The following is a 24,132-nucleotide window of genomic DNA, read 5'->3' as shown; positions in this document are numbered from 1 at the left end:
TCAATACTGAGATTAAGCTTGGTTTGAAGATTGACTTAGTTATTTTAAGCTGAAAGTCTATGGTTAGCCGGAAAATATTGCCGTTTTTGTTGAGTTTAGGTTTGGTTTTGATTCCTCAAATTAGTGTGGCACAAACGGTAGAGGAGTTGGAACAAAAAGCGGCATCTGCCGAAGAAGTAAAAAATTATGAAGAAGCTGCTAATATTTGGCGGAGTTTCATTAAGCGCGATCCCAAAAACAGTTATGCTTACGTCAAGCTGGCAGATGTCTTATCTAACCAAGGCAAGATTGCAGAGACGATCGCTACTTATCGCCAAGCATTGCAATTAACCCCCAATGGCGCAATTTACATCAAATTAGGGAATTTCCTAGCACAAAAGGGACAAAGCCAAGAAGCGATCGCCTCTTACCGTCAAGCTGTCAAACTCGATCCGAAAACTGATAGTAACTACATTGCTTTAGGCAATAAGTTGCAGGAAGTTGGCAGCATGGAGGAAGCATTAATGGCTTACCGTCAAGCAGTTAAACTCAGTCCTGATTCCAATAATTACTATTATTTAGCCGAGATCCTCCTCAAAGTAGGTAAAGGACAAGAAGCGATCGCAGCTTACCGCGAAGCCATTAAACTTGATGCTGATGGTTATCTTTCATCTGACAACGCTTATGATAAGCTCGGTGAAATCCTGGAATATTCAGAAGCAGTCACTATCTATCGTCAATTAAATGACACCAACAGCAAGGTTTTTTATAAAAAGTTAGCTGAACTCTCATTAAAGCGCGGTTTTGTGAACGAAGCGATCGCAGCCTACCGCCAACTAATTAAAATTGAGCCTGACGCTTCAACATATATCGATCTGGCCGATGTCTTAATGACACAAAAAAAACCAGAAGAAGCGATCGTAGCCTACCGCCAAGCCGTTGCCAAAGAATCTACGGATTATTATTACAGTAAATTAAATGAAGCATTGGCTAAACAGGAAAATCTAGATGAAGGTTTAACAATTTGCCAGAAGGTAATCAAAACTGGTGAAGGCAGTTATAGCACCTGCTCCAACATAAATTTACTACTTTATAAGCAAAAAGGGTTTGCAGGCGTAATGGAATTTTATCGGCCATTGGCAAATCTAATACCACGTCGCCAAATGGCAGAACTTTACATCAAACTTGGCAGAGAGATTTCCTATGGTGAATCTGGCGATGGCTCAAAACAAGAGGCAGCAGCAGTTTTTCGGGAAGTGCTGCAAATAGATCCAGGAAATACTGATGCTCAAGATGCTCTCAAGAATTTAATCGCTTCTTAAAAGATTTTCAAAGAATTTTCGGCGAACCCATAACGCATCCTACGAAACAACTAGCAGAGTTTAAACCTATGCTTGTTGATGAAAGGATCGTTATGAATAAAAGTTGGGTTTTGGCAGTTCATCATTTAATGCCCACTTTCCTATATCTTGGATTTTATAATCTACTGGATCGTGCAAAGTGAACGTGCGGAGATTACGCCAATAACGATCAAAGCCATATTTTGCACTAGTAGCGCGTGCGCCCATAACTTCAAAGATGCGGTTGGTAATGTCTAAACCGACTTTAGTGGCGAAAACTTTGGCAGTAGCAACCAAAAGCGCACATTCTCCCCGTTGTTCGGCGGTAAGTGACCATTCTTGCTCCCAAGCTGCTTGGAGTAATTCTCCCGCCTGTTCAGTTAGATACACGGCGGCTTGGAGATCGACCCATATTTTGCCATAGTGCTGAAGAATGTATGGATCTTGGGTTGCACTCTCTACACCTGATGTCAGCCAAGGTTTGGTATTAGTGGAAGTATATGTTTTAGCAGCTTCAAATGCTCCCTGTGCAATTCCCAGGTAAATATTAGCAAGATTTAATTGAGTTAAACAGGCGCGAATAGTGCTAAAGGGTTTACCAGATTTGTCTCTACTACCAAGAATTTCTTCAGGATATACCAATACATTTTCAAAAGTCACACTACCACTGTCTGTTTGGCGTTGCCCCATATTATCCCAATCATCATGAACTGTAACACCTTGCCGTTGGGTGGGAATTGCCAGAATATTCAATTCAGCAGTTTCTTGATGAATCGCAGCGATCGGTAATATATCCGAGTCTTGAGAGCCAGAGCAAAAGCTTTTAATGCCGTTCAGACGGAAATAATCATTTTCCGGTATGAGAGTAGTTCTTTTATCTAAAGGGTTGAGAGCATTGCACCAAAACCAGTTATTGTCAATAGTTTCTGAGTAATATCGTTGTTTTTGCTCTGCCGAACCAAAGATATGAGGAATAACTACACCTAGATGGTGGTAAGAAAAGACGTGAGCAATAGAACTATCAACCTTGGCAAACTCGCGGGTAATTTGCAGAACGGTAATCCAGCTTTGCCCTAAGCCACCGTACTCTGTGGGTATAATTAGTTTTAATAAGTTGCTTTGACGCAAGCGATCGCGTTCATGCTTTGGCGTTCCCCCTTGGGCATCCCTCTCTACAGCAGTTTGAGCAAATTCTTTTGCTAAAGACTTAGCTAGATCGAGATAATGTTGAGACTCTTTCGTTTCGATTAATTGCATACTTTACCACTTCTCCTCTAACCTTATTGTGAGAAGTAACTATAAATTTGGCTGGAAAAATTTTAATCTACAGTGTTTTGATTCAGCAATGTTCAAAATTTTGGCGTTGTTGAATTGTTCTAGAATTTACACACAAGCTACTGAAAAATTAAACATCGCATATATCAACTTACAGCAGAATTCAAGTATTTGAACCACATCTGTCGTAAGGGCACAGCATTGCTGTGCCCCTACCGCGTGGTCTATTTACCTGAAAATAGCTTTCAAACAGGATTTGTCAAGATGGTTAGCGAGAAAATTGTAAGTGAGGGTGGCGAGAAGATAAACTTTTAAGCACTTGAACAACAGTAAGATTGTTCATTTTCTTGGCACGCTAGTAACAAAATAATCAATTTAAAATCGCTAGAACCATTGATATTTAGCGCTCTTTAGGGAATGAAACAGGACAGCTATAGCGGTTCTCAGTTGAGTAGGTACTGAACCCCACCCCCAACCCCCTCCCCGCAAGCGAGGAGGGGACTATGATGTACCTTGTATGATTAGTAAACGCTATAACAAAGATTAGCGATCGCGTTTAGCAGAACGGCGCGATCCCTCGCCATTGGTTGCGGGTGGTGCTGCTTTACGTTTAGCCGATGTCCGTGGTAACGGTTTAGGAGTCCGAGCCGGACGCTGATCGCGTTCTGGTTTGGGTCTGTGTTGCCGTTGCCGTCCATTGGGAATTGCTTCGGGCTGAACATCAGGGTTGGGGCCAAAGCCAGCCACTACTTCCCTTGGCAAACGCTGCTGAATCAGTTTTTCGATATCTGTTAATAAAGGATATTCATCAACGGACACCAGCGATACCGCTTCACCTGACGCACCAGCCCGACCAGTGCGCCCAATGCGATGAACATAATCTTCTGGTACATTGGGCAAATCGAAGTTGACTACATGGGGCAGTTCGCTGATGTCAAGACCCCTAGCAGCAATGTCTGTGGCCACCAATACCTGTAAACTGCCATTTTTGAATTTTGCTAGAGCATTAGTACGCACCGGCTGGCTCTTATTCCCGTGGATTGCCAGTGCTTGTATGCGGTCTTCGCCCAACTGCTTAACCAAACGGTCTGCGCCATACTTAGTACGAGTAAACACTAGCACTTGATACCAATTATCTCGCCGAATTAAGTGAGCAAGTAATTGGCGTTTCTTATCGCGGTCTACTTGGTAAACTTTCTGGGCGATCGTCTCGGCAGTAACGTTGCGGCGTGCTACCTCAATCATTTTCGGGTTATTGAGCAGTCCGGCGGCGAGTGCCTTAATTTTGTCTGAGAAGGTAGCGAAGAATAACAAATTTTGTCGCTGTTTGGGCAAAAGTGCAAGGATGCGGCGGATATCATGAATAAAGCCCATATCCAGCATCCGATCTGCTTCATCTAGCACCAAAACTTCAATATGCGAGAGGTTAAGCGTGCCTTGCTGTACGTGGTCTAGCAGTCGCCCTGGAGTAGCCACCAAGATATCGACTCGATTCTTCAAACGCTGTTTTTGCAGATTAATACCGACTCCGCCAAACATTACCATTGAGTTTAGCTGTAAGTATTTGCCGTACTCGCGCACACTTTCTTCCACTTGGGCAGCGAGTTCACGAGTTGGGGTAAGAATCAGCGCCCGGATCGGTCGGTATCCATTAGATGTACTTTTGCTCTTTTCAGACGACAACCGATGCAGAAGCGGCAGGGTAAAACTAGCAGTCTTTCCAGTGCCGGTTTGGGCCCCAGCTAGCAAATCGCTACCCGACAAGACGGCAGGAATCGACTGGATCTGAATTGGCGTAGGTTCGGTGTACCCTCGCTCTGTAACCGCACGGATAATTTCATTGGACAAGCCGAGAGTAGAAAAATCCATAAAACTCCAAAAATAACATCGGCCTGTCACCAATGGCGGTGTCAGTCTTAGGCGGACGGATAAAAAAGCATTGAAAAGCTGGATGGGCAATAGCGCAAAGACTGAAGAGCGAGTGCCGCAGTTCCACATTCTAACAGATTGTAGTCTATTGTGTGGTTAAAGTTGCTCTGATTCAGTGTTGTGTTAAATTAGCATTACTTGGAATCTTTAAAGTGTTGAACAACTAGGAGAAATTCGTTATCGCAATCCAAAAGCAACTGATTAATTCACAAATCAAGTCACCTCATGTCTTCTTGATTGACCATGAGAATAACAATCGTGGTCTGATCGACACCAATGAGGCACTACAGTTAGCCGAGAGCTTAGAGCTTGACTTGGTTGTAGTCTCCCAAGGCAAAGATGCTCCCATCGCCAAAATTCTCAATTATGGCAAGCTTCAGTATCAAAAGAAAAAACGTCAGAGCCAGAGTGCTAGACCGACGGTAAAAGAAGTTAGATTTGGTCTAAATGTGGGTATCGCTGATTACAATTTACGGATTGAAAAAGCAGTCGGTTGGTTGAGTAAAGGCGATTCAGTGAAGTTTGCCATTCGTTTACGAGGCCGAGAACATCAATATCGTGACCAAGCAGGAGAACTGCTAGACAGAATTGCAAAAGACCTCAGTCAAGTAGGTAAAATCCAGTCACTGGATAAACGCTCACTAATTGTTCAAGTCATTCCTGCCTAGTTAATCTTGCGATCGCTGGAGGATGCATTTGTGCCAGCTTTTAAAACTCCCACGGCTGTGAAAACATTGCTATTGCTTGTTTTCAGATCAAGCCGTGGGATTTTAGCTCAATGCTAAGAAAGGAAAAAAGCTGGAGGATAGGCCACAGCACTCCATAAGCTAAGAATGGGACATAGCCAATCAATCGGCGCATTTAGCGATCAGGTGTGTCAACGCATCAATCAGGCGATCGCTTTCCATTGGTATAATGTCCCTTCCATGCATCACATCTTGAGTAACATGAAAATTAACTAATGTACCTAAAAAAATCCTCGCTGTTGCCTCTGGGTCAGTAATATTCAGTTCAGGGTGAGCAGCAAAATATTGATTGAGCGTTTCCAACATTGGTTTAATCATCGCCCGGACACAAATCTGAGTTAATTCAGGAAAACGACCAGATTCCCCAATTAGCACTCGCATAAATGCACAGTGTTCCTGATCGTTATTCATTTGTTCCAATAATTTGGTTCCTAATTGGCGCAGGACGATTTTTGGTTCTCCTTCCATAGGTTCCGCGCCAAAGAGAGAGTTAAACTTCTGATTTGCCAAGGACTCTATCAGGACTTTAAAAAGTCCCTCTTTATCTTGAAAGTGGCTGTAGACTGTCGCTTTAGAAACACTTGCCGCTACTGCTACCCGATCCATACTTGTACCGGCATAGCCATTTTGCAGGAATTCCCGCATTGCCCCTTGCAGAATTTGCTCTACTTTATCAACGGAATGATCTCGATCTACTTCGTCAGTTTTAATGCGTACCATTTATTAATCATCCTCTCTTATAAACAATTTTAATAGATGCGGCAATTTACCCTACGCCATTAATCTCAGTTGTGATAAGCATTCTGATGCATAACTGAAGGCGAAGTTATTACAGCGTATTGCAGGTAAATGAAGTACATGGGTAGGGGCGTGCCCCTACAATGATCTGTACCTCACGCCTGTTGCAATCTGCGGTAAATTGAGAATTTCAGCTTTCTGCTCTTGACTAAACTACTCAGTTTAGTTTAGCATTGATTGAACTGAACAGTTTAGTACAAGTTGCTAGTGATAAAAGGTGGATAGTATGGTGCAGAACTGGAAATTAGAAGATTTAAAGTCTTCCGCAAATCTTTTGCGATCGCCGATTACACTAGCGATAATTACATCTTTGCTCGTAGGTGGAGCTAGTGTTTATACGGTGCTAAAGTTCCAGGCTACAGCGAATGAAAAGCCAGTAGCACCCGTAGCTGTTCAACCAGCGATCAAAACAGTCACAGCATTAGGACGTTTAGAACCAAATGGAGAAGTCATAAAACTGTCTGCAACTTCTTCCACCGAGGGAAGTCTGCTTCAGAAACTATTGGTGAGAGAAGGCGATCGCGTCAAGGGTGGACAGGTAATTGCAATTATGGACAGTCGCGATCGCTTGCAAGCAAGTTTAGTTGAGGCGCAGAAACAAGTCCAAGTTGCCAAATCTAACGTTGACAAGGTAAAAGCCGGAGCAAAACAGGGAGAAATTGGGGCAAAGCAAGCTGCTGTCAGCCGTCTGCAAGTCGAACTAGAGGGAAATATCAAAACTCAGCAAGCTACAATCGATCGCCTAGAAGCAGACTTGCAAGGACAAAGACAAAGCTTACAAGCAACAGTAGATCGCGTCGCAGCCGAAAAACGGAACGCTCAAGTAGATGTGCAACGCTACGAAGCTTTATACAAAGCAGGGGCAATTTCTAGTCAAGAAGCCGATCAAAAACGCTTGAGTGCAGAAACTTCAACTCAGCAGGTAATTGAAAACCAAGCCAACAAAACAAGAACTGTTGCTACTTTAGAACAGCAGATTAAAGAAGCCAAAGCTAACCGCAACCAAACTCTCGCCAGCTTGCAACAGCAAATTAACGAAGCCAAAGCCACCTTAAACCAAACGGCTGAAGTTCGTCCGACAGATATTGCTAACGCCCAAGCAGAGGTAGACAGCGCTCAAGCGACGGTGGCAAAAATGCAAGCGCAACTAGATCAGGCTTATGTCCGCGCACCCGAAGCAGGGCAAATCATGAAGATTAATACACGAGCCGGAGAAACCGTTTCTAATGACGGGATTGTAGAACTAGGTCGAACGGATCAGATGTATGCAGTGGCAGAAGTTTACCAAAGTGATATTAACAAAGTGCGATCGGGGCAACAGGTAAAGGTACTTAGCGATTCCCTTCCCGGAGAATTACAGGGAACCGTCGATTGGATGGGGATGCAGGTACAGCGACAGAATCTGGTTAACAGCGATCCCTCTAGCAATATTGATGCCAGAGTAGTGGAAGTTCATATCCGACTAGATAAAGCATCTAGCGCCAAAGCTGCCAAGTTTACCAATTTGCAAGTAAAGGCGGTAATAGAACTATGATTGGATTTATTCAACAACTGCGCCACCGAACCCCTCTAGGATGGTTGCAACTGAGTCATGAAAAAAGCCGTCTCTTGGTGGCATTGGGAGGCATTGCTTTCGCTGATGTTCTCATGTTTATGCAGCTAGGATTTCAGACTGCCTTGTTTGAAAGTAATACTAAACTGCACAACAGTATACAAGCTGACATTTTCTTGGTTAGTCCTCAAGCCCGTAACGTCTTAAATGCGTCCACCTTTGCGCGGCGGCGACTGTATCAGGCAATGGATATACAGGGGGTAAAATCAGCAGAACCAATGTATATCAGCATTGTCGATTGGAAGAATCCGAAAACCCGCCAAAAGACATCTGTGCTAGTTATTGGGATTAATCCTGAAAAGCCAGCTTTTAACTTACCAGATGTGAATAGCCAGATAGATCGGGTGAAGCTACCAGATACTCTTTTGTTCGATCGCGCCTCTAGAGGAGATTATAAAGAAGCGATCGCTCAAGTTGAACAAGGCTTGCCTGTAACCACTGAAATTGACCGCCGCACGATTACCATTAGCGGATTATTTTCAATCGGGGCTTCCTTTGCGGCTGATGGAAACCTCATTACCAGCGACCAAAATTTCTTGCGGCTATTTCCTAAGCGAGAAGCAAGTAGCGTCAGTTTAGGTTTGGTTCAACTACAACCAGGCTATGATGTCAAACAGGTGAAAGCAGCTTTAGAATCTCATTTAGATAATGATGTTAAAGTTTTAACCAAAGCCGAATTTATCGAATTTGAAACAGATTATTGGAAAAAAAATACCGCCATCGGGTTTATCTTCAGTCTGGGTGTAGCAATGGGGTTTATGGTAGGCGTGATTATCGTCTATCAAGTTCTTTCTACAGATGTGAATTCTCATATCAAAGAATACGCCACCTTCAAAGCAATGGGATATAACAATCTCTACTTATTGGGTGTGGTGTTTGAAGAGGCGATAATTTTGGCAATCTTGGGCTTTATTCCCGGAGCGATCGCACCTTTAGGACTTTACCATTTAACTCGGAATGCGACTAATTTACCACTTTACATGACCGTAGCACGAGCCACCACAGTGCTAATGTTAACTATGGCCATGTGTATTATTTCTGGTGCGATCGCTACTCGGAAATTACAGTCTGCTGACCCCGCAGATATGTTTTAAAAGATGGGAATGGGAAATAGGGAATTGGGCATGATGATGATTAATAATTCCCAATCTAAAATCTAAAATTTAAAATTGCTATGCCTCCTGTTATCTCTGTTAAAAATCTCGACCATTATTTTGGTTCTGGTCAACTCCGCAAGCAAGTTCTCTTTGATATCAACCTGGATATTAACGCTGGCGAAATTATTATTATGACTGGGCCTTCTGGTTCTGGAAAAACTACACTTCTCACCTTATCAGGTGGGTTGCGTTCTGCTCAATCGGGCAGTTTGCAGATATTGGGACAAGAACTTTGTGGTGCAAGTACAGCACAGCTTACCCAAGTGCGACGCAATAACGGCTATATTTTCCAAGCGCACAACTTGCACGGTAGCCTGACAGTACTCCAGAACGTCAGAATGGGCTTGGAAGTGCATAATAATATTTCGCCAGCAGAGATGAAAAGTCGTTCAGCCGAAATGTTAGAGGAGGTAGGATTAGGGCATCGCCTGAATTATTATCCTGATGATTTGTCTGGGGGACAAAAACAAAGAGTTGCGATCGCTCGTGCGTTGGTCGGTCGTCCTAAAATTGTCTTAGCGGATGAACCCACCGCCGCCCTTGATAGTAAATCTGGACGAGATGTGGTCAACCTCATGCAAAAACTAGCTAAAGAACAGGATTGCACCATTCTTTTGGTGACTCATGACAATCGCATTCTAGATATTGCCGATCGCATAGTGTATATGGAAGATGGCAAGTTAGTAAACGATCGTGCTGTTGTTACAGCCAGTTAGCTGATTCTCCCCAAACGGTTGCAAAAAAGATTTTGAGCGGAAAATCGTCCCTGTAATTTCACTAATGCCAATCTACCCAGACATCTGCTAGAGATTTGAAAGGTTTACTGTTATATAAGAAATGCTTGCTAGAGTCTGGAGTGCATCAATTGTGGGCATCGATGCCGTCAAAGTAGGCGTAGAAGTCGATGTGTCGGGGGGATTGCCGGGAATTGTTGTCTTGGGACTGCCAGATTCAGCGATTCAAGAATCAAGAGAAAGAGTTAAAGCAACGCTGAAAAATGCAGGTTTCGCTTTTCCCATGCGGAAAATTGTGATCAATTTAACTCCGGCAGATTTACGCAAAGAAGGCCCCTGTTTCGATTTGCCCATTAGCGTCGGAATTTTGGCGGCTTCTGAGCAAGTTAGCGCTGATTTGTTGGGGGATTATCTATTCTTAGGTGAAGTGTCTCTAGATGGCAGCTTGCGTCCGGTGGCTGGTGTTTTACCGATCGCAGCCGCAGCCCAAAAAATGGGAATTGCAGGTTTAGTTATCCCTGCTGATAATGCCCAAGAAGCCGCAGTGGTTCAAGGCTTGGCTGTTTATGGCTGCAAACATCTGTCTGATGTGGTGGATCTTTTAAATAATCCAGGACGTTACAAACCTGTGCAGATGGATACTACAGTGGACACAACAACAGTATCTTACCCTAGTCCAGATTTGCATGATGTGAAAGGACAAGCTCATGCGCGTCGGGCTTTAGAAATTGCTGCTGCTGGTGGACACAATTTAATCTTTGTCGGGCCACCTGGTAGTGGAAAAACCATGTTAGCAAGGCGCTTACCAGGAATTTTACCGCCTCTGAGTTTTGCTGAATCTTTAGAAGTGACTCGCATCCATTCGGTGGCTGGGTTATTAAAAAATCGCGGTTCGTTGGTACGCGATCGCCCTTTTCGCAGTCCCCACCACTCGGCATCCGGGCCTTCTCTCGTTGGTGGTGGTAGCTTTCCTCGTCCTGGCGAAATTTCATTGTCTCACAATGGCATATTATTTTTAGATGAATTAACAGAATTTAAACGTGATGTTTTAGAATTTCTGCGTCAACCTTTAGAAGATGGCTACGTCACAATTTCTCGTACCAAACTATCGGTAACGTTTCCCGCGCAGTTTACTTTGGTAGCGAGTACTAATCCCTGCCCTTGCGGTTACTATGGCGATACCATCCAACAATGTACTTGTTCTCCCCGCCAACGCGAGCAATATTGGGCAAAACTTTCTGGGCCGTTGATGGATCGAATTGATTTACAAGTTGCGGTAAATCGCTTGAAACCAGAAGAAATTACCCAACAACCGACTGGAGAAACATCAATATCAGTCCTACAACGAGTTAAACAAGCAAGCGATCGCGCCATTACCCGTTTCCAAGGTGAACCAAATCTGCGTTGCAATGCCCAGATGCAAAGTCGTCATCTCCAGAAATGGTGCAAGCTAGATGATGCTAGTCGCAATTTATTAGAAGTAGCCATTAGAAAATTAGGTTTATCAGCCAGAGCTAGCGATCGCGTTCTCAAAGTAGCACGAACTATTGCAGATTTAGCGGGAGATGATGAGCTAAAAACTAGTCATCTGGCGGAAGCAATTCAATATCGCACGATAGATAGAATGCAGTAAAAATCTTCTGATGATGGCTTAAGTCTGTTAAGGGTTTACGCAGATAGTTCGATAGTTCGTGCTACCAGCAGCTAGAACAGCCACTTAAGACGCAGGAGAAATTAACTGACCAATACGCTTGAGAATTTGTAAAACGGTGTACAGTTCTCTCGCGGATGCAAAGGGAGTGAAGACTCTTGACAAATCGTACTGCGGTGTATTTGTTTGCGTCACTTTGACAAATAAAATATCGTCTCCATTCGTCACCATCCCAAATACAGGTTTACTGGGGTTGGGGTTAGCCATCATATAAGCTAAGGCTTGCGGTACAGCCGCCCAAACTGACAGCGTGGTTTTTTTCGACTCTAACACCATCAACCACAACTGATCTTGTAACACTAAAACGTCAATTCGTCCGCGCAGTATTTCCTCGCCATCATCCAGCACTAATTCCACAGATGATTCAGCCTTAATTCTGAAAGGAGGATCGTAAAATCCAGAGAGTGCAAGTATTGGTGACACCAATAACAATATGACTGTCCCTTCTAGTAAATCACCTGCGGTACGGTGGTAAAGATACCTACGCCGCACGACATCCACAGAGGCTTTTTCAGCTTCTGTAATTTCAGACAATTCCTGATACCACTCTGGGAAAAATTGCTCGTCTTCAACACGGACAAAACCGAATCGATTTTCTGCATCCTGAAGAGTGGTAATCGCTTCTGTAATTGCTGCCGTTTGTGTCATTGCTTTTAGGTAACTGTAGCACATTTCTATTATCCCCAATTGGCACGTAGGCGTAGCCCGTCGTAGACATCGCTAACTCATACAGTATTCTGATTAAATTCCTCCTCAAGAACGCTTTACAAACTCCCTTGGGAGGATGTCGCCACTCAGAGAATAAGTATCAAATATATCAGGAAGTAAGCGATATCCTCTTAGAAGGAGACTGGTTGGATGAATTTGCAGGCGATTTGGAAGTTATTCCAAGAGACATTCAAAGAATGGAGTGAGGATAAAGCGTCACGGTTAGCGGCGGCGTTAGCTTATTACACGATTTTTTCGATCGCACCGTTGTTAATTATTGTAATTGCGATCGCGGGCGCAGTATTTGGAGAAGAGGCCGCAAGGGGTCAAATCGTCGGACAAATTCAAGGTTTAGTCGGGGTAGATGGCGCAAAGTTTCTCGAAACAGCTATCAAAAATGCTAACCAACCAAAGACAGGAGCGATCGCATCTATCATTAGTATCGTAGTTCTGCTAGTGGGTGCTACTGGTTTATTTACCGAGTTGCAAGATGCTATGAACACGATTTGGGAAGTTAAACCCAAACCCGGACGCGGCGTAACTAATATCATTCGTCTACGTGTTTTGTCCTTTGCAATGGTCATAGGTATTGGCTTTTTACTATTAGTTTCTCTGGTAATTAGTACAGCTTTGACAACATTAGTAACATACTTTAGTAACTTGTTACCAGGTGTCGATTTTATCTGGCAATTTGTCAATTTTCTTCTCTCTTTTGCTATAACTACAGTCCTATTCGGACTAATTTTTAAAGTTTTACCAGATGTTGAAATTGCTTGGAGTGATGTTTTAGTTGGAGCTTCTCTCACCTCAGTTTTGTTCTCGATTGGGAGGTTTTTATTAGGACAATATTTAGGTAATGGAAGTTTTGGATCGGCTTATGGGGCTGCTGGTTCGCTGGTGGTAATTTTGGCTTGGGTTAACTATGCAGCACAGATTCTTTTTTTCGGGGCTGAATTTACCCAAGTTTATGCCAGAAGGTATGGAAGCGGCATAACCCCAACTAAACATGCCATCCCTTTATCTGATAACAGCGAATATAATGGCAAGGCTCCAACGAGGCAATCGTCTACTAATAAAAAATCATCTTCTAACTTGATTAATCGCTTATTCAAGTCTTTTAAGAAGCCCAAGCGCTTAAAACAGAAAAGAAGAAATCCGCGATTTTAATCCTTCGATAGTGAGATTTTATATTTGTAAATCTGATAAATATTAAAGTATTTAACCTCTAATAAAATCAGTTTTATGAAATAAGAATGTAGATAAATAACCTGATACTGGATTTTTTCCAGAAGTCTATTGAAAAAGGAAGAAAATCAGTGCTAACGGAAAAATGGTTTTTTATCGATTGGCAGGCAATCTTTGTTCCTAGTATCAGCGTCTTTGAGTTGATTATTCGAGGCTCATTGGTCTATTTAGCGCTGTTCACGGTGTTACGTTTCCTTCCTAGCCGACAACTAGGAACATTAGGAATTACTGATTTACTCGTAGTTGTATTATTTGCTGAAGCTGCCCAAAATGCTATGGCAAGTAATTATACATCGATTACCGAAGGCGGTATCTTAGTAGGAACTGTGATTTTTTGGAGTTATTTGTTGAACTGGTTAGGCTACAAAATACCCCAATTGCAACGTTTTTTGAATCAGTCACCGCTACTACTGGTAAAAAATGGTCGGATGATTCAGCGTCATTTGCAACGAGAGTTAATTACAGACGATGAGTTAATGAGCAAGTTACGTCAGCAAGGTGTGGAATTTTTAGCCGATGTGAAGTTTGCATATATGGAAGCTGACGGTAGAATTAGCATCATCACCTTTGACTCAAAAACTAATTCCGTCTCTGAGCCAAAAACAGCATTAAAAATCGATCTACATTAATTAGACTGTAAAATATGACGGTTGTATTCTGTGCCGAATTGTGATTGAGCGTTATACTTTGCCCGAAATGGCTAATCTATGGAGTGAAGCCTATAAACTAAAAACTTGGCTGCAAGTCGAAATTGCTGTCTGTGAGGCTCAAGCTGAACTAGGTTACATTCCATCTCAGGCGGTTGAAGAAATTAAGGCTAAGGCAGATTTTGACCCCAAACGGGTGCTAGAAATTGAGGCTGTAGTCCGCCACGATGTCATTGCTTTCTTGACAAATGTCAATGAATATGTTGGTGATGCCGGACGCTACATTCACCTGGGTTTAACTAGTTCGGATGTTTTGGATACAGCTTTAGCACTGCAATTGGTTGCCAGCCTGGATCTATTATTGCAAGGTCTGGAAGATTTAATTGAGGTAATTCGCGAAAAAGCACGCGAACATCGTCATACTGTGATGGCTGGCCGATCGCATGGTATTCACGCTGAACCGATTACTTTTGGTTTTAAACTAGCTGGCTGGTTAGCAGAAGTATTGCGACACCAAGAACGCTTGAGAATACTCCGTCAAACCATTGCCGTGGGTAAGATTTCTGGTGCAGTGGGAACTTATGCCAATGTTGAACCCCGTATAGAAGCGATCGCTTGCGAAAAACTCGGACTCCAACCCGATACGGCTTCAACACAAGTTATTTCCCGCGATCGCCACGCCGATTACGTGCAACAATTAGCTTTGGTTGCGGCATCCATCGAACGTTTTGCTGTAGAAATTCGCAATCTGCAAAAAACAGACGTTCTGGAAGTTGAAGAATTTTTCGCCAAAGGTCAAAAAGGCTCCTCAGCCATGCCACACAAGCGTAACCCCATCCGTTCGGAACGGCTAACGGGAATGGCACGACTGGTAAGAAGTCATGCCGGTGCAGCCTTAGAAAACGTTGCTCTTTGGCATGAGAGGGATATTTCCCACAGTTCTGTAGAACGGGTAATTTTACCAGATGCTTGTACTTTGACGCATTTTATGTTGTCAGAAATAACCGACTTGGTGAAAAACCTGTTGGTTTATCCTGAAAACATGGCACGAAATCTCAACTGCTACGGCGGCGTTGTGTTCAGTCAAAAAGTGCTACTTGCCTTAATAGACAAGGGAAGCAACCGCGAAGAAGCTTATGCGATCGTTCAAGAAAGCGCTCACGTCGCTTGGAACAAACCAGGAGGTAATTTTCAGGACTTAATTAGCAAAGATCCTCGCGTTACCGAAAAGTTGTCCCCAACAGAACTAGAAGTCTGTTTCGATCCCCAGCAGCATCTCCAGCATTTAGAAGAAGTTTACCAACGATTGGGAATTTAGGATTAATTGGCCTGTGCTGTAGGGGCAATTCATTAATTGCCCCTACAGAGGATAGTAAAGAATATAAAAATACCAAAAATCTCTAGTATTACTTCCTGAAGACTGTCTGCTTGATGCTGGAATTATCGCCAGCACTGGGTAATATAAATAAACAGATTATTTACTTATTTATTAGTGCCACCAGTGCTTTAATGATTGAAATCCTAGCCACACTTTCTGCCTCTGCCGCAGCAGGAATGAGAATAGGCATACCTTTGCTAATTATTGGACTATTGCAAGGTAGTAACTTATGGTCACAAGTCCCAATTTTATCTCACATTTCCCCACCAATATTGTTAGGCTGCCTCACCTTTTGGTCTTTATTTGAATTATTAGCCTCAAAAAAACTATGGGGGCAAAGATTGCTACAACTGGTTCAGTTATTCATGTCTCCCATCGTCGGGGCAATCATGGGGTTAGCAGTAGCTAACGCTACAGCAACACCAAACTGGTTGATTGCCTGTATTGGTGGTTCGTTAGCTTTAGTACTCCAGCTAGTTCAAGTTGGTTGGTTTTATCGGTTACGTGGCTTACCCTTGTGGGCAGTTTTTCTTCAAGATACGTTGTGTATTGCTCTAGTACTTTTTGCTTTTGATGCTCCGTGGCAAGGAGGATTAATTGCTTTAATACTGCTCTGGTTTGCAGTTCGTAGCGCTAAACAGTGGTATGACTGGTATCACTAAGCCCCAAGGACACTAAGAATTGCAAGTTATTTAATCATGGTAAAATGTTGTTCATATAGTATAGCAATCTGATTTGATTCTTGATAAAATCTAAGTGATTTAGGGTGTGTTATGGCGTAGCCTAACGCACCCTAAGTATTTTTCAAAAATCAAATAGTAGTCCTATATTTACTGCAAAAGTCCAATCATGTGCAAGAAGCCGTGACCGGTAATTAGCTCGATGATTAAAGCGATAAAGCCCAACATAGCAATCCGGCCATTCCAGACTTCAGCGCTAGTGGTTAGACCCCATTCCCAACGTTCTTGGGGGTACATTTTAACCATTTTTTTCATTTGGGCAGCTTGCGAAAGCTTGAAGCCGGGGTTTTTCAGCGCATCAATCACTAAGTCTGCAAGTGCATTAATAAATACAGGATGGGTATTAGGAGCAGGAACGCGGCGGAAGTTGTGAATTCCTGATTCTTCTGCTACTTCGCGATACTCAATATCAATTTCTTGCAGTGTCTCAATATGCTCTGAGACAAAACTGATTGGCACGACAACCAAATCTTTAATACCTTGTGCGCCTAGTTCTTTGAGCGCATCTTCAGTATAGGGTTGAAGCCATTCTACTGGGCCAACACGACTTTGGTAAGCTAGGGTGTGGGCATTGGGACGATTGAGGGTCTGCATAATCAGAGCAGTACATTCTTCAATTTCTTGCTGATAAGGGTCGCCAGCTTCTTCAACGTAGCTTTTAGGAACACCGTGAGCGCTGAAGAATATATGAACCTCATCCGGGTTAGGATACTGCTCAAGTTCCTGGGCTATGAGTTCCGCCATTGCTTGGAGGTAGCCTGGTTGTTTGTACCAAGAAGGAATAACTGTGTATTCAATGGGCTGAAGTTTTGGGTCTTCTTGCCAAAGTTTATCTAAAAGCCGGAAGCTGGAACCACTAGTACTGATAGAAAACTGGGGATATAATGGTAATATCACCAGGTGTTCTATATTATCTTGGGTAATCTGTGCGATCGCTTCTTCTGTATAGGGGTGCCAATAACGCATTCCCACATAAATATCGGCTTCTTGCCCTAAATAAGCCAACTGTTCTTTTAAAGCTTCCCCTTGCGCTTCTGTGATCCGTCGTAGTGGGGAACCGCCACCGATTTGCTTATAATTCTCTTGAGATGTTCTGGTTCGCCGCGAGGCAATAAACCAGGCTAGGGGCTTTTGCAACCAGCGAAACGGTAGGCGAATAATTTCCGGATCGGAAAATAGGTTATACAAAAACGGCCCGACATCTTCTAGCTTATCGGGGCCACCGAGATTGAGTAATAAGACGCCTACACGACCCATAGCTGTTACTTTCCCCCAATCTTTTCAGATTTTTTACTAATGTTAACAATATATCTTTATTAAATAATAAAGCTTAATAGCAAGGAAATATGCAATGGCAACAATTTTAAGGGATTGGAGTTACCGCTATCAGTGGTTGTATGATGGTATCTCTCGTTTAACAGCCTTAAGTGTAGGTGGTGAAGCGCGTTTTCGGCAACTTGCTTTGCAAGGCTTAACAATTCACTCAGATACTCATGTTTTAGATTTATGTTGCGGTAGTGGTCAAACAACGCATTTTTTGGTGAAAAGTTCACAAAATGTAACAGGGTTGGATGCTTCACCTAAGTCTTTGCAACGCGCACGGTTAAATGTCCCTGAAGCTTCTTATGTGGAAGCTTTTGCCGAGGAGATGCCATTTGCAGATAATCTGTTTGATGTGGTGCATACCAGTGTTGCATTGCACGAGATGCAGCCTCAGCAGTTGCGAAAAATTATTAGTGAAGTTTATCGGGTGCTGAAGCCAAGAGGGGTATTTACGCTGATAGATTTTCACGCTCCGACAAATCCGATATTTTGGCCTGGGATATCAGTGTTTTTGTTGTTGTTTGAGACGGAAACAGCTTGGCAATTGTTGAAAACTGATTTGGCTAGATTATTAACTGAGGTTGGATTTGATGAGAGTGAGCCAACTTTATATTCTGGTGGTAGTTTGCAAGTGATACAGGCGAAGAAGTCAAGTATAACGCCTAAATAATAGCAGGTATCTTAACCTGCTTTATAGGAATCGGGTTTGATTTGGAGAAAAGATACGTAGGGGAGCCAGTCGTGTGGGCTGGTTTACCAACTTGGGCGTTAGCGTAGCGACAGCATAAGTACCAAACCCTCGAGAATGGTGCGTTACGAACTGCGTTCTAACACACCCTACAATACCTAATTTTGTTCAAAAATCAAATATTCCTATATCAATATTTTCCAATACATCGGCTTTCGCCTGATAACAGCCACAGAGCAAAGAAAGCTTGGACAGCAAAGGAAGCTAAATATTACGGTAAACTGATTCATAAATTGTAATATCTAGTTGTCGTACTACTGTACTGACTAATCAACAATAAAGTTTTTGCCAATTTAAGGTAGAGATGATGAAAGAAATAACACGCCGCAAATTTATCGCAACAACCACCTTGGCGACGGGTTTTGCCTTGGCAGTGCAACCAATTTCTGCCCAAGTCATCACCACCGAGGCTAAGGGGTTGGTAGCTGGTGCAGTGAAAATTCCTGTCAAAGATGGCACAATTCCCGCCTATAGAGCAGTACCTGCTACTGGTGAAAATTTCCCAATTGTCCTGGTAATCCAAGAAATATTTGGTGTACACGAGCATATTCAGGATATCACCCGACGTTTTGCTAAATTGGGGTATTTAGCGATCGCACCCGAATTATTCTTCCGTGAAGGCGATGTCACGAAGTTAAGCAATATAGACGAAATTCGCCCAATTGTTGCCAAAGTACCAGATGCCGAAGTTTTATCCGATCTTGATGCCACGGTAAAATGGGCTGTGAAATCAGCTAAGGGTAATGCTGATAAATTAGCGATTACAGGCTTCTGCTGGGGTGGCCGCATTACCTGGTTGTATGCAGCACACAATCCCAAGGTGAAGGCAGGTGTAGCGTGGTACGGGCGACTCGTGGGCGATGCTACCGAACTTCAGCCCAAATATCCCATTGATATTGTATCAAAACTAACAGTCCCCATTCTCGGACTCTATGGTGGCAAAGATACGGGTATTCCTCTTGATACAGTAGAACAGATGCGCGTTCGCTTAAAGTCTAGCAGCAGCAAATCTGAAATCATTGTCTACCCCGATGCGCCCCACGCATTTTTTGCTGATTATCGCTCCTCCTACCGTGAGAAAGAAGCTAAAGACGGTTGGAAACATCTTTTGGAATGGTTTAAGAAGCATTGCGTGTCATAGTCGAGGATCGGGAAGCAATATTTTTCTCACTCCCTCATAGAAAAGCCTCCCATATCGGGAGGCTTAAAAGTGAGCGGAGACAACTTGTTAAACTACGGTCTTGCAGCCATCGCTCCTCCTAATGCAGCGAAAACGCCAGAGACGGATGCTGTGGCAAACAACCACCAAGCTGCTGTAGCTGCGGCTTTGCGGGTTTCTTCTGCTTGTCGCTGTGCTTGATGCTTCACCTGTTCTAGGCGGCGTTGGGCTTCTTGCTGGATGCGTTCTGCACGTTGCAATACTGTGTTGCGGGCCCGTTCAATTTGGTCAACGATCCGGTTGGCATCTTCCTCAGAGATGTCCTCACGAGAACTCATAATTGCCACTAGGGTATCACGATCAAAAGAAGATAGGCGATCGCGCAGGGCATCAAACCCGGCTTGAGGATCGTCGAAAAATGTGCGGACATCGTGCTTGATACTATCGTAATTTAGTTCCGGGCGATCCAGGGAGTTAAGATAGTTGCGGATGCGGGCAAAAACCCCATCAATTGCATCTTGAATTCCTCGTTGGATATTCCGCACTTGTTCTACAAATTGATCCCTAACGGAGACAATGCTATCGGCAATCTGCGCCGCTTCTTCATCAGACATATCTTCCCGAATTTTCAGGAGAGCGATGATGGTAGAGCGGTCAAACTGCGAAAGGCGATCGCTAAAACTTTCTACCCCAACTCGCGGATCGTGCAAGAGGAGTTGTAAGTCGCGTTTGATACCTTCAGGATTAAGTTCTTCTTTCCCAGTTTGGCGTAGATACTCTTCTAGATAAGCTTTGAATGTTTCGGCCCTTTGCTGGGTGCGGGTAGCTAAACGACGAGGCGCACGCACAAAGTTACGAATCGAAGTTTGGGTGGAATTAATGATTTCATTGACTTGTTCTTCACTCAAATCTTGCCGTTGACTGAGCAATTTCACCAGTGTATCTCGGTCTACCTGCGATAACCGCCGACGTAGTGCGACGGCTCCCTCTTTGGGATTCTCAAACAATCTGGTCAAATCTCGCTGAATGCCTTCAGGATTCAGTTCTTGTTTACCAGTATTGCGGAGGTAATCTGCGATCGTTGTAGTAACAGAGTCGTATTGCTCTTTGGCTTTATCCACTACAGCTTGGGGTGTGTGGCGAATGTTATGCCACGACTCTTCAGCCGAATTGATGATTTGATTGACTTGATCTTCACTCAAATCTTGGCGTTGACTCAACAATTGCACCAAGGTATCGCGGTCAAAGCGAGACAACCGCGCCCGAATTGAGGTAATTCCAGCTTGGGGATCTTCTAGTAGCTTTTTGAACTCCGCACGGATGGCATCAGGATTCAGTTCTGATTTCCCTGTATTACGCAGATATGATTCTACATTCAGCCACAGGGTTTCTGCCTGATATTGTGCTTGTTCAGCTAATCCTTTAGATTCTACCAAGACGCGATCGCGTTGTTTTTCCAACTCGTCCAGAATGCTATCTACTTCATATAGCTGGACATCATTCCGTTGGAGCAATATCTCCCGAATTTCTTGCCGTTCAACGTGCGCCAGTCGCAATGTCAGGGTTTCATAATCTGCATCTGGGTCTTGCAACAGTGGTTTGAAATTCTGTTCAATGCCAACAGGAGTCAAATCTGCTTTCGAGGTAACGAGCAGATAGCTTTCCACTGCGCGTTGCAGGTCTTGGACTATATCTCTTTCTTCAATACCTGTAACTATCACCAGCACATCTTTGCGGACAAATTCTAGCCGATCTGCAATGCGCTGAATTTGGGTTTGGGTAAGCAATCCCCGTTGTTGGAGAATTTTGACGAAATCGTTACGGGATAGCCGTTCTAGTTCTCTGCGGACTATTCCAGGGTCGGCTGCTGGGTCATAAATGACATCACGAAATTCTTGGGCAATTTTTTCTGGGCTTAGTTGCCAAGCATAAGTGTTGTAGAGGTAGTTTTCGACATCAGAGCGAATTGGACTATAGGGTTGTGATGGTGTTGGCAAACCTAGCTTATCTGCTTGTTGGGTGACTTTATCTTTGGCGGTGGTGAGACTACCCAAGATTTTTTCCACATCTAAATCAGATAAATCTGCCCGTCCCAATACAATGCCAGTTAAGGCGGATAGTCCTTGCTGGAGTGTACTTTGAATTGGCCCAGTAGATGCCTTTTGGTCAGTTTCTTTGGAACCACGTGTTTCTGCAACTAATCGATCCAGCTTGGCGTTAAGTTCATCTGTCTTGCTTTGTCCTGCTGGAAGTGATTTCAGATAGTCCATTAATTCACCCATCCGGTCTTCGGTGGGTGAATGCTGACTCACTACCTGTTGCCAAACTTTATACAAAGTATCAGCAATGCGGCTAACGTCTTTTTTGGAAAGGTCGGTGCGGCTGCTGACTAACTCGATAAATTTTTGGCGGTCGATGTTGCGAATATCTTGAGTCCCGGCGATCGCTTTTAATTGCGGATCGTTGAGTAAATTTTCAAAATCACTCCGAATTTTCGACACATCCAACTCTGGTGGACGCAGCTTTTCTAAATAATCTTCTATATTCTCCCGAATACTTCCAGGGTCAATGCCGCTTCCTAGCTCTCGACGGATGGCGGCGGCGGCGGCTTCAGCTGTCGCTACAACTTGGTTATTGACAGCTTTCGCGCCCAGTGCGGCGGTGGCTGTACCCATAATCGCCTGAAAACCAGAAGTTGCCGTATTCACGACTGAGCCAATTAAGGAACCCACGGTAGTGGAACTGACCCAAACCAGGAGTAAAAAGTAAGCACCCCAAATCACCAAACCGAGGATTGCTCCTAATCCTGGATCTAAGATTACAAGGCTTAATTTGACTGCCAGGAAACAGGCAATTAATAAAGCGATCGTCACCGTGACTAACGTCCAAATCCCGACTGCGGTACCGATTTTGCGAATGCTGCCGCCCAAACTTCCAACTTCCTCAGAATCAGAATCCGAGTCAGATGAGTGTCCCAGGTAGGAAATACCGGCTGCAAGGGAGAGATTAGTTAGAACTAATTGGAAAGCAAAGGCTAGAATCACGCCGGAGATTAAAGCCACAAAAAAGCGCGGCCCCGAAGTGAGGACTGATGCCTGTGCTGGCGTAACATTTGAGGGATCTACTGGAACCTGTGCCATCCACAATAGTGGTTTGTAGAGTCCCGCCATGATTTCCGAACTTTGGAACATTGTATTTCCTTCTACTAAGTTTAAATTTGGGGAATTAAGATTTTCTTGAGAAGCAACTCTTAGTATTTTCGTCTGTATCTATGGCAATACCTAACTATTTAGTTCAGAATCGTAGAATTTAGCTGTTTAAAGCATCTCTCCAAAGGCTGAAAACTCTATCGAGCGAAAGATATAACTTTTAATATCTCTTGGTGAAAACTTAATCAAAATGGCAAATTACTATTAAGTAATTACTGTTTATATTTAATTTTTAATGATATAAAAAAATCATCTTAATTTTTTAGTTAAAACTAACCCAAGAATCTAGCAAACGTTGAGCTTGTAAATAAATCTACAGCTTCGAGAATATGAGCGTTGATGAAGTGTCTTTGCAACAGTCCGGTATCAGGTGTTGCTAACTGAGCATTTAGAGGACTCCAAGTAAAAAAATGCCCAATTGTCTCAAGTTTGCTGTAGGCGATCGCTGTTTTGTTGATGTGAGCTACGATTGGGCTGTAGTTGTGGTGAAAGGCGATCGCTAATCTTACCCATCAGGCAACAGCAAACCCTGTATATTATTAGATTTTAGGATGACGATATCCAAGAACTATATCACTTTTAGTTATCTTTCTGGATCTTTCAATCTTTCGTACAGAAAGATATTGATGGTTCATTTCTTAGTTGGATCGTCACCAACCTGAACGATTAACTTGCCAAAGTTTTCCCCTTGCAGTAACCCAATAAAAGCATTAGGTGCATTTTCCAGCCCTTTCACTACGTCTTCTTTGTACTTGAGCTTACCTGCTTGTAACCATTGAGATACATCATGGATAAATTCGGCATGACGCTGTTGGTAATCGCCCACCAGAAACCCTTTGATCAGCGCCCGTTTCACTAGTAGCGGCATCAAATTAGGTCCGGGAGGTGGATTTTCGGCATTGTACTGGGAGATTAAACCCACCAAAGGAATTCTGGCTCCCAGATTGATCTGTTGCAACACTGTTTCTAGAATTGGCCCTGCCGTATGATCGACATAGATATCAATTCCATTTGGGCAAGCAGCTTTCAAGGCTGAACTCAGGTCTTGAGTTTTGCGATTAATACAGGCATCAAACCCTAATTCATCCACAACGTAATTACATTTCTCCTCACTACCAACTATGCCCACTGCCCGACAGCCCTTGATTTTGGCAATTTGACCCACAACTGCACCCACCGCGCCAGAAGCCGCAGAAACCACAACGGTTTCGCCTGCTTTGGGCTTGCCAATATCTAGCAGAGCAAAATAAGCAGTCATTCCAGGCATCCCGGTAATGCCCAAGGCATAGGAGATCGGTAATTGCTTGGGGTCAAGTTTTCTCAAGGTTTCAGCTTTGGCGATCGCATAAGTCTGCCAACCGTCATACCCCACAACAAACTCTCCATCAGAAAATTGGGGGTGGTTTGATTTCACCACTTGGCTGACAGTACCACCCATCATGACCTTGCCTAATTCTGCTGGAGTTGCATAAGAAGCGCGATCGCTCATGCGCCCTCGCATATAGGGGTCAAGGGACAAGTAAATCGTGCGGGTGAGTATTTCTGACTCTCCCAGTTCTGGAATTTCCGTTTCGACAAGGGAAAAATTGCTCTCTTTGGGCAGGGCTATTTCATTCTAAATCTGTCCAGTATATGGTAAGATGAGCGCGCAAATTTTGCATAACGCATCGACTACCGTGTGTCAAATCGCAATT

The 24,132-nt window shown here is 43.6% G+C and carries 19 protein-coding genes; 12 read left to right on the top strand and 7 right to left on the bottom strand.

Features of this window, described 5'->3' with window-relative positions; all coding sequences use genetic code 11:
* Positions 1-59: 59 nt before the first annotated feature.
* Positions 60-1,301: a tetratricopeptide repeat protein gene (locus V7K55_RS24045; protein WP_334835247.1), complete on the top strand. Its 1,242-nt coding sequence runs from the start codon at positions 60-62 to the stop codon at positions 1,299-1,301.
* A 90-nt stretch (positions 1,302-1,391) separates the two neighbouring features.
* On the opposite strand, the gene V7K55_RS24040 is transcribed toward V7K55_RS24045, so the two are convergent.
* On the bottom strand, positions 1,392-2,576 hold the full coding sequence (locus tag V7K55_RS24040) for an acyl-CoA dehydrogenase family protein (RefSeq protein WP_334835244.1): 1,185 nt from the start codon (positions 2,574-2,576) through the stop codon (positions 1,392-1,394).
* A gap of 561 nt (positions 2,577-3,137) precedes the next feature.
* Positions 3,138-4,463 carry a DEAD/DEAH box helicase gene (locus V7K55_RS24035; RefSeq protein WP_334835241.1) on the bottom strand — a complete coding sequence of 442 codons (1,326 nt, stop codon included), beginning with the start codon at positions 4,461-4,463 and terminating at the stop codon, positions 3,138-3,140.
* Positions 4,464-4,702: 239 nt separating this feature from the next.
* Here V7K55_RS24035 and infC point away from each other — a divergent pair, with 239 nt between their 5' ends.
* Positions 4,703-5,191 carry a translation initiation factor IF-3 gene (gene infC / locus V7K55_RS24030; RefSeq protein WP_334835421.1) on the top strand — a complete coding sequence of 163 codons (489 nt, stop codon included), beginning with the start codon at positions 4,703-4,705 and terminating at the stop codon, positions 5,189-5,191.
* A 180-nt stretch (positions 5,192-5,371) separates the two neighbouring features.
* Here infC and V7K55_RS24025 read toward each other — a convergent pair whose 3' ends face one another.
* Positions 5,372-5,989, bottom strand: a complete 618-nt coding sequence (locus V7K55_RS24025; RefSeq protein ID WP_334835239.1) for a TetR/AcrR family transcriptional regulator — start codon at positions 5,987-5,989, stop codon at positions 5,372-5,374.
* 304 nt (positions 5,990-6,293) lie between these two features.
* Here V7K55_RS24025 and V7K55_RS24020 point away from each other — a divergent pair, with 304 nt between their 5' ends.
* The 4 genes from V7K55_RS24020 (at position 6,294) to V7K55_RS24005 (ending at position 11,203) form a co-directional block, all read left to right on the top strand.
* Entirely contained in the window at positions 6,294-7,601 is a 1,308-nt protein-coding gene (locus tag V7K55_RS24020) for an HlyD family efflux transporter periplasmic adaptor subunit (RefSeq protein WP_334835237.1), read from the top strand.
* Positions 7,598-8,773, top strand: coding sequence for an ABC transporter permease DevC (gene devC, locus V7K55_RS24015; protein ID WP_334835235.1), 1,176 nt, complete (start codon positions 7,598-7,600; stop codon positions 8,771-8,773). The genes V7K55_RS24020 and devC overlap by 4 nt, the downstream gene beginning before the upstream one ends.
* 80 nt (positions 8,774-8,853) lie before the next feature.
* Positions 8,854-9,552, top strand: a complete 699-nt coding sequence (locus V7K55_RS24010) for a DevA family ABC transporter ATP-binding protein (protein WP_334835233.1) — start codon at positions 8,854-8,856, stop codon at positions 9,550-9,552.
* 121 nt (positions 9,553-9,673) lie between these two features.
* A complete protein-coding gene (locus tag V7K55_RS24005) occupies positions 9,674-11,203 on the top strand; it encodes a YifB family Mg chelatase-like AAA ATPase (RefSeq protein ID WP_334835231.1) in 1,530 nt (509 codons plus the stop codon).
* Positions 11,204-11,287: 84 nt separating this feature from the next.
* Here the strand turns inward: V7K55_RS24005 and V7K55_RS24000 are convergent, their stop codons facing one another.
* Complete coding sequence (locus V7K55_RS24000) at positions 11,288-11,929, bottom strand: type I restriction endonuclease (protein WP_334835229.1); 642 nt, start codon at positions 11,927-11,929, stop codon at positions 11,288-11,290.
* Between the two features lie 210 nt (positions 11,930-12,139).
* On the opposite strand from V7K55_RS24000, the gene V7K55_RS23995 reads away from it, so the two are divergent.
* From V7K55_RS23995 to V7K55_RS23980, 4 genes are all read left to right on the top strand, one after another.
* Positions 12,140-13,156 carry a YihY/virulence factor BrkB family protein gene (locus V7K55_RS23995; protein WP_334835228.1) on the top strand — a complete coding sequence of 339 codons (1,017 nt, stop codon included), beginning with the start codon at positions 12,140-12,142 and terminating at the stop codon, positions 13,154-13,156.
* Positions 13,157-13,305: 149 nt separating this feature from the next.
* Positions 13,306-13,863: a DUF421 domain-containing protein gene (locus V7K55_RS23990; RefSeq protein WP_334835226.1), complete on the top strand. Its 558-nt coding sequence runs from the start codon at positions 13,306-13,308 to the stop codon at positions 13,861-13,863.
* Positions 13,864-13,903: 40 nt separating this feature from the next.
* Positions 13,904-15,199, top strand: coding sequence for an adenylosuccinate lyase (gene purB, locus V7K55_RS23985; RefSeq protein ID WP_334835224.1), 1,296 nt, complete (start codon positions 13,904-13,906; stop codon positions 15,197-15,199).
* A gap of 191 nt (positions 15,200-15,390) precedes the next feature.
* On the top strand, positions 15,391-15,921 hold the full coding sequence (locus V7K55_RS23980; protein ID WP_334835419.1) for a DUF4126 domain-containing protein: 531 nt from the start codon (positions 15,391-15,393) through the stop codon (positions 15,919-15,921).
* 168 nt (positions 15,922-16,089) lie between these two features.
* Here the strand turns inward: V7K55_RS23980 and hemH are convergent, their stop codons facing one another.
* The gene (gene hemH, locus V7K55_RS23975; protein WP_334835222.1) at positions 16,090-17,256 is read right to left on the bottom strand and encodes a ferrochelatase; all 1,167 of its coding nucleotides are present in this window, start codon (positions 17,254-17,256) and stop codon (positions 16,090-16,092) included.
* Between the two features lie 94 nt (positions 17,257-17,350).
* On the opposite strand from hemH, the gene V7K55_RS23970 reads away from it, so the two are divergent.
* Positions 17,351-17,992: a class I SAM-dependent methyltransferase gene (locus V7K55_RS23970; protein ID WP_334835220.1), complete on the top strand. Its 642-nt coding sequence runs from the start codon at positions 17,351-17,353 to the stop codon at positions 17,990-17,992.
* Between the two features lie 385 nt (positions 17,993-18,377).
* Positions 18,378-19,211: a dienelactone hydrolase family protein gene (locus tag V7K55_RS23965; protein ID WP_334835417.1), complete on the top strand. Its 834-nt coding sequence runs from the start codon at positions 18,378-18,380 to the stop codon at positions 19,209-19,211.
* Between the two features lie 92 nt (positions 19,212-19,303).
* Here V7K55_RS23965 and V7K55_RS23960 read toward each other — a convergent pair whose 3' ends face one another.
* Together V7K55_RS23960 and V7K55_RS23955 are read right to left on the bottom strand one after the other, a co-directional pair.
* The gene (locus V7K55_RS23960) at positions 19,304-22,420 is read right to left on the bottom strand and encodes an MFS transporter (protein ID WP_334835218.1); all 3,117 of its coding nucleotides are present in this window, start codon (positions 22,418-22,420) and stop codon (positions 19,304-19,306) included.
* 649 nt (positions 22,421-23,069) lie between these two features.
* Positions 23,070-24,047, bottom strand: coding sequence for an NADP-dependent oxidoreductase (locus tag V7K55_RS23955; protein WP_334835415.1), 978 nt, complete (start codon positions 24,045-24,047; stop codon positions 23,070-23,072).
* Positions 24,048-24,132 lie beyond the last annotated feature (85 nt).

The sequence above is a fragment of the Nostoc sp. genome, assembly GCF_036919895.1.
In the GTDB taxonomy this organism is placed as follows: Bacteria; Cyanobacteriota; Cyanobacteriia; order Cyanobacteriales; family Nostocaceae; genus Nostoc.
The sequence above is the reverse complement of the archived record's forward strand: the minus strand, read 5'-3'. Positions and strand labels throughout refer to the sequence as shown.

What these genes read in the sequence shown, in the direction of transcription:
- V7K55_RS24025 (WP_334835239.1), bottom strand. Translation starts at nt 5,989, where the DNA reads ATGGTACGCATTAAAACTGACGAAGTAGATCGAGATCATTCCGTTGAT.
- V7K55_RS24035 (WP_334835241.1), bottom strand. Translation starts at nt 4,463, where the DNA reads ATGGATTTTTCTACTCTCGGCTTGTCCAATGAAATTATCCGTGCGGTT.
- devC (WP_334835235.1), top strand. Translation starts at nt 7,598, where the DNA reads ATGATTGGATTTATTCAACAACTGCGCCACCGAACCCCTCTAGGATGG.
- V7K55_RS24010 (WP_334835233.1), top strand. Translation starts at nt 8,854, where the DNA reads ATGCCTCCTGTTATCTCTGTTAAAAATCTCGACCATTATTTTGGTTCT.
- V7K55_RS23965 (WP_334835417.1), top strand. Translation starts at nt 18,378, where the DNA reads ATGAAAGAAATAACACGCCGCAAATTTATCGCAACAACCACCTTGGCG.
- hemH (WP_334835222.1), bottom strand. Translation starts at nt 17,256, where the DNA reads ATGGGTCGTGTAGGCGTCTTATTACTCAATCTCGGTGGCCCCGATAAG.
- V7K55_RS24000 (WP_334835229.1), bottom strand. Translation starts at nt 11,929, where the DNA reads ATGACACAAACGGCAGCAATTACAGAAGCGATTACCACTCTTCAGGAT.
- V7K55_RS24005 (WP_334835231.1), top strand. Translation starts at nt 9,674, where the DNA reads ATGCTTGCTAGAGTCTGGAGTGCATCAATTGTGGGCATCGATGCCGTC.
- V7K55_RS24020 (WP_334835237.1), top strand. Translation starts at nt 6,294, where the DNA reads ATGGTGCAGAACTGGAAATTAGAAGATTTAAAGTCTTCCGCAAATCTT.
- V7K55_RS24040 (WP_334835244.1), bottom strand. Translation starts at nt 2,576, where the DNA reads ATGCAATTAATCGAAACGAAAGAGTCTCAACATTATCTCGATCTAGCT.
- V7K55_RS23980 (WP_334835419.1), top strand. Translation starts at nt 15,391, where the DNA reads ATGATTGAAATCCTAGCCACACTTTCTGCCTCTGCCGCAGCAGGAATG.
- V7K55_RS23970 (WP_334835220.1), top strand. Translation starts at nt 17,351, where the DNA reads ATGGCAACAATTTTAAGGGATTGGAGTTACCGCTATCAGTGGTTGTAT.
- V7K55_RS23960 (WP_334835218.1), bottom strand. Translation starts at nt 22,420, where the DNA reads ATGTTCCAAAGTTCGGAAATCATGGCGGGACTCTACAAACCACTATTG.
- V7K55_RS24045 (WP_334835247.1), top strand. Translation starts at nt 60, where the DNA reads ATGGTTAGCCGGAAAATATTGCCGTTTTTGTTGAGTTTAGGTTTGGTT.
- V7K55_RS23995 (WP_334835228.1), top strand. Translation starts at nt 12,140, where the DNA reads ATGAATTTGCAGGCGATTTGGAAGTTATTCCAAGAGACATTCAAAGAA.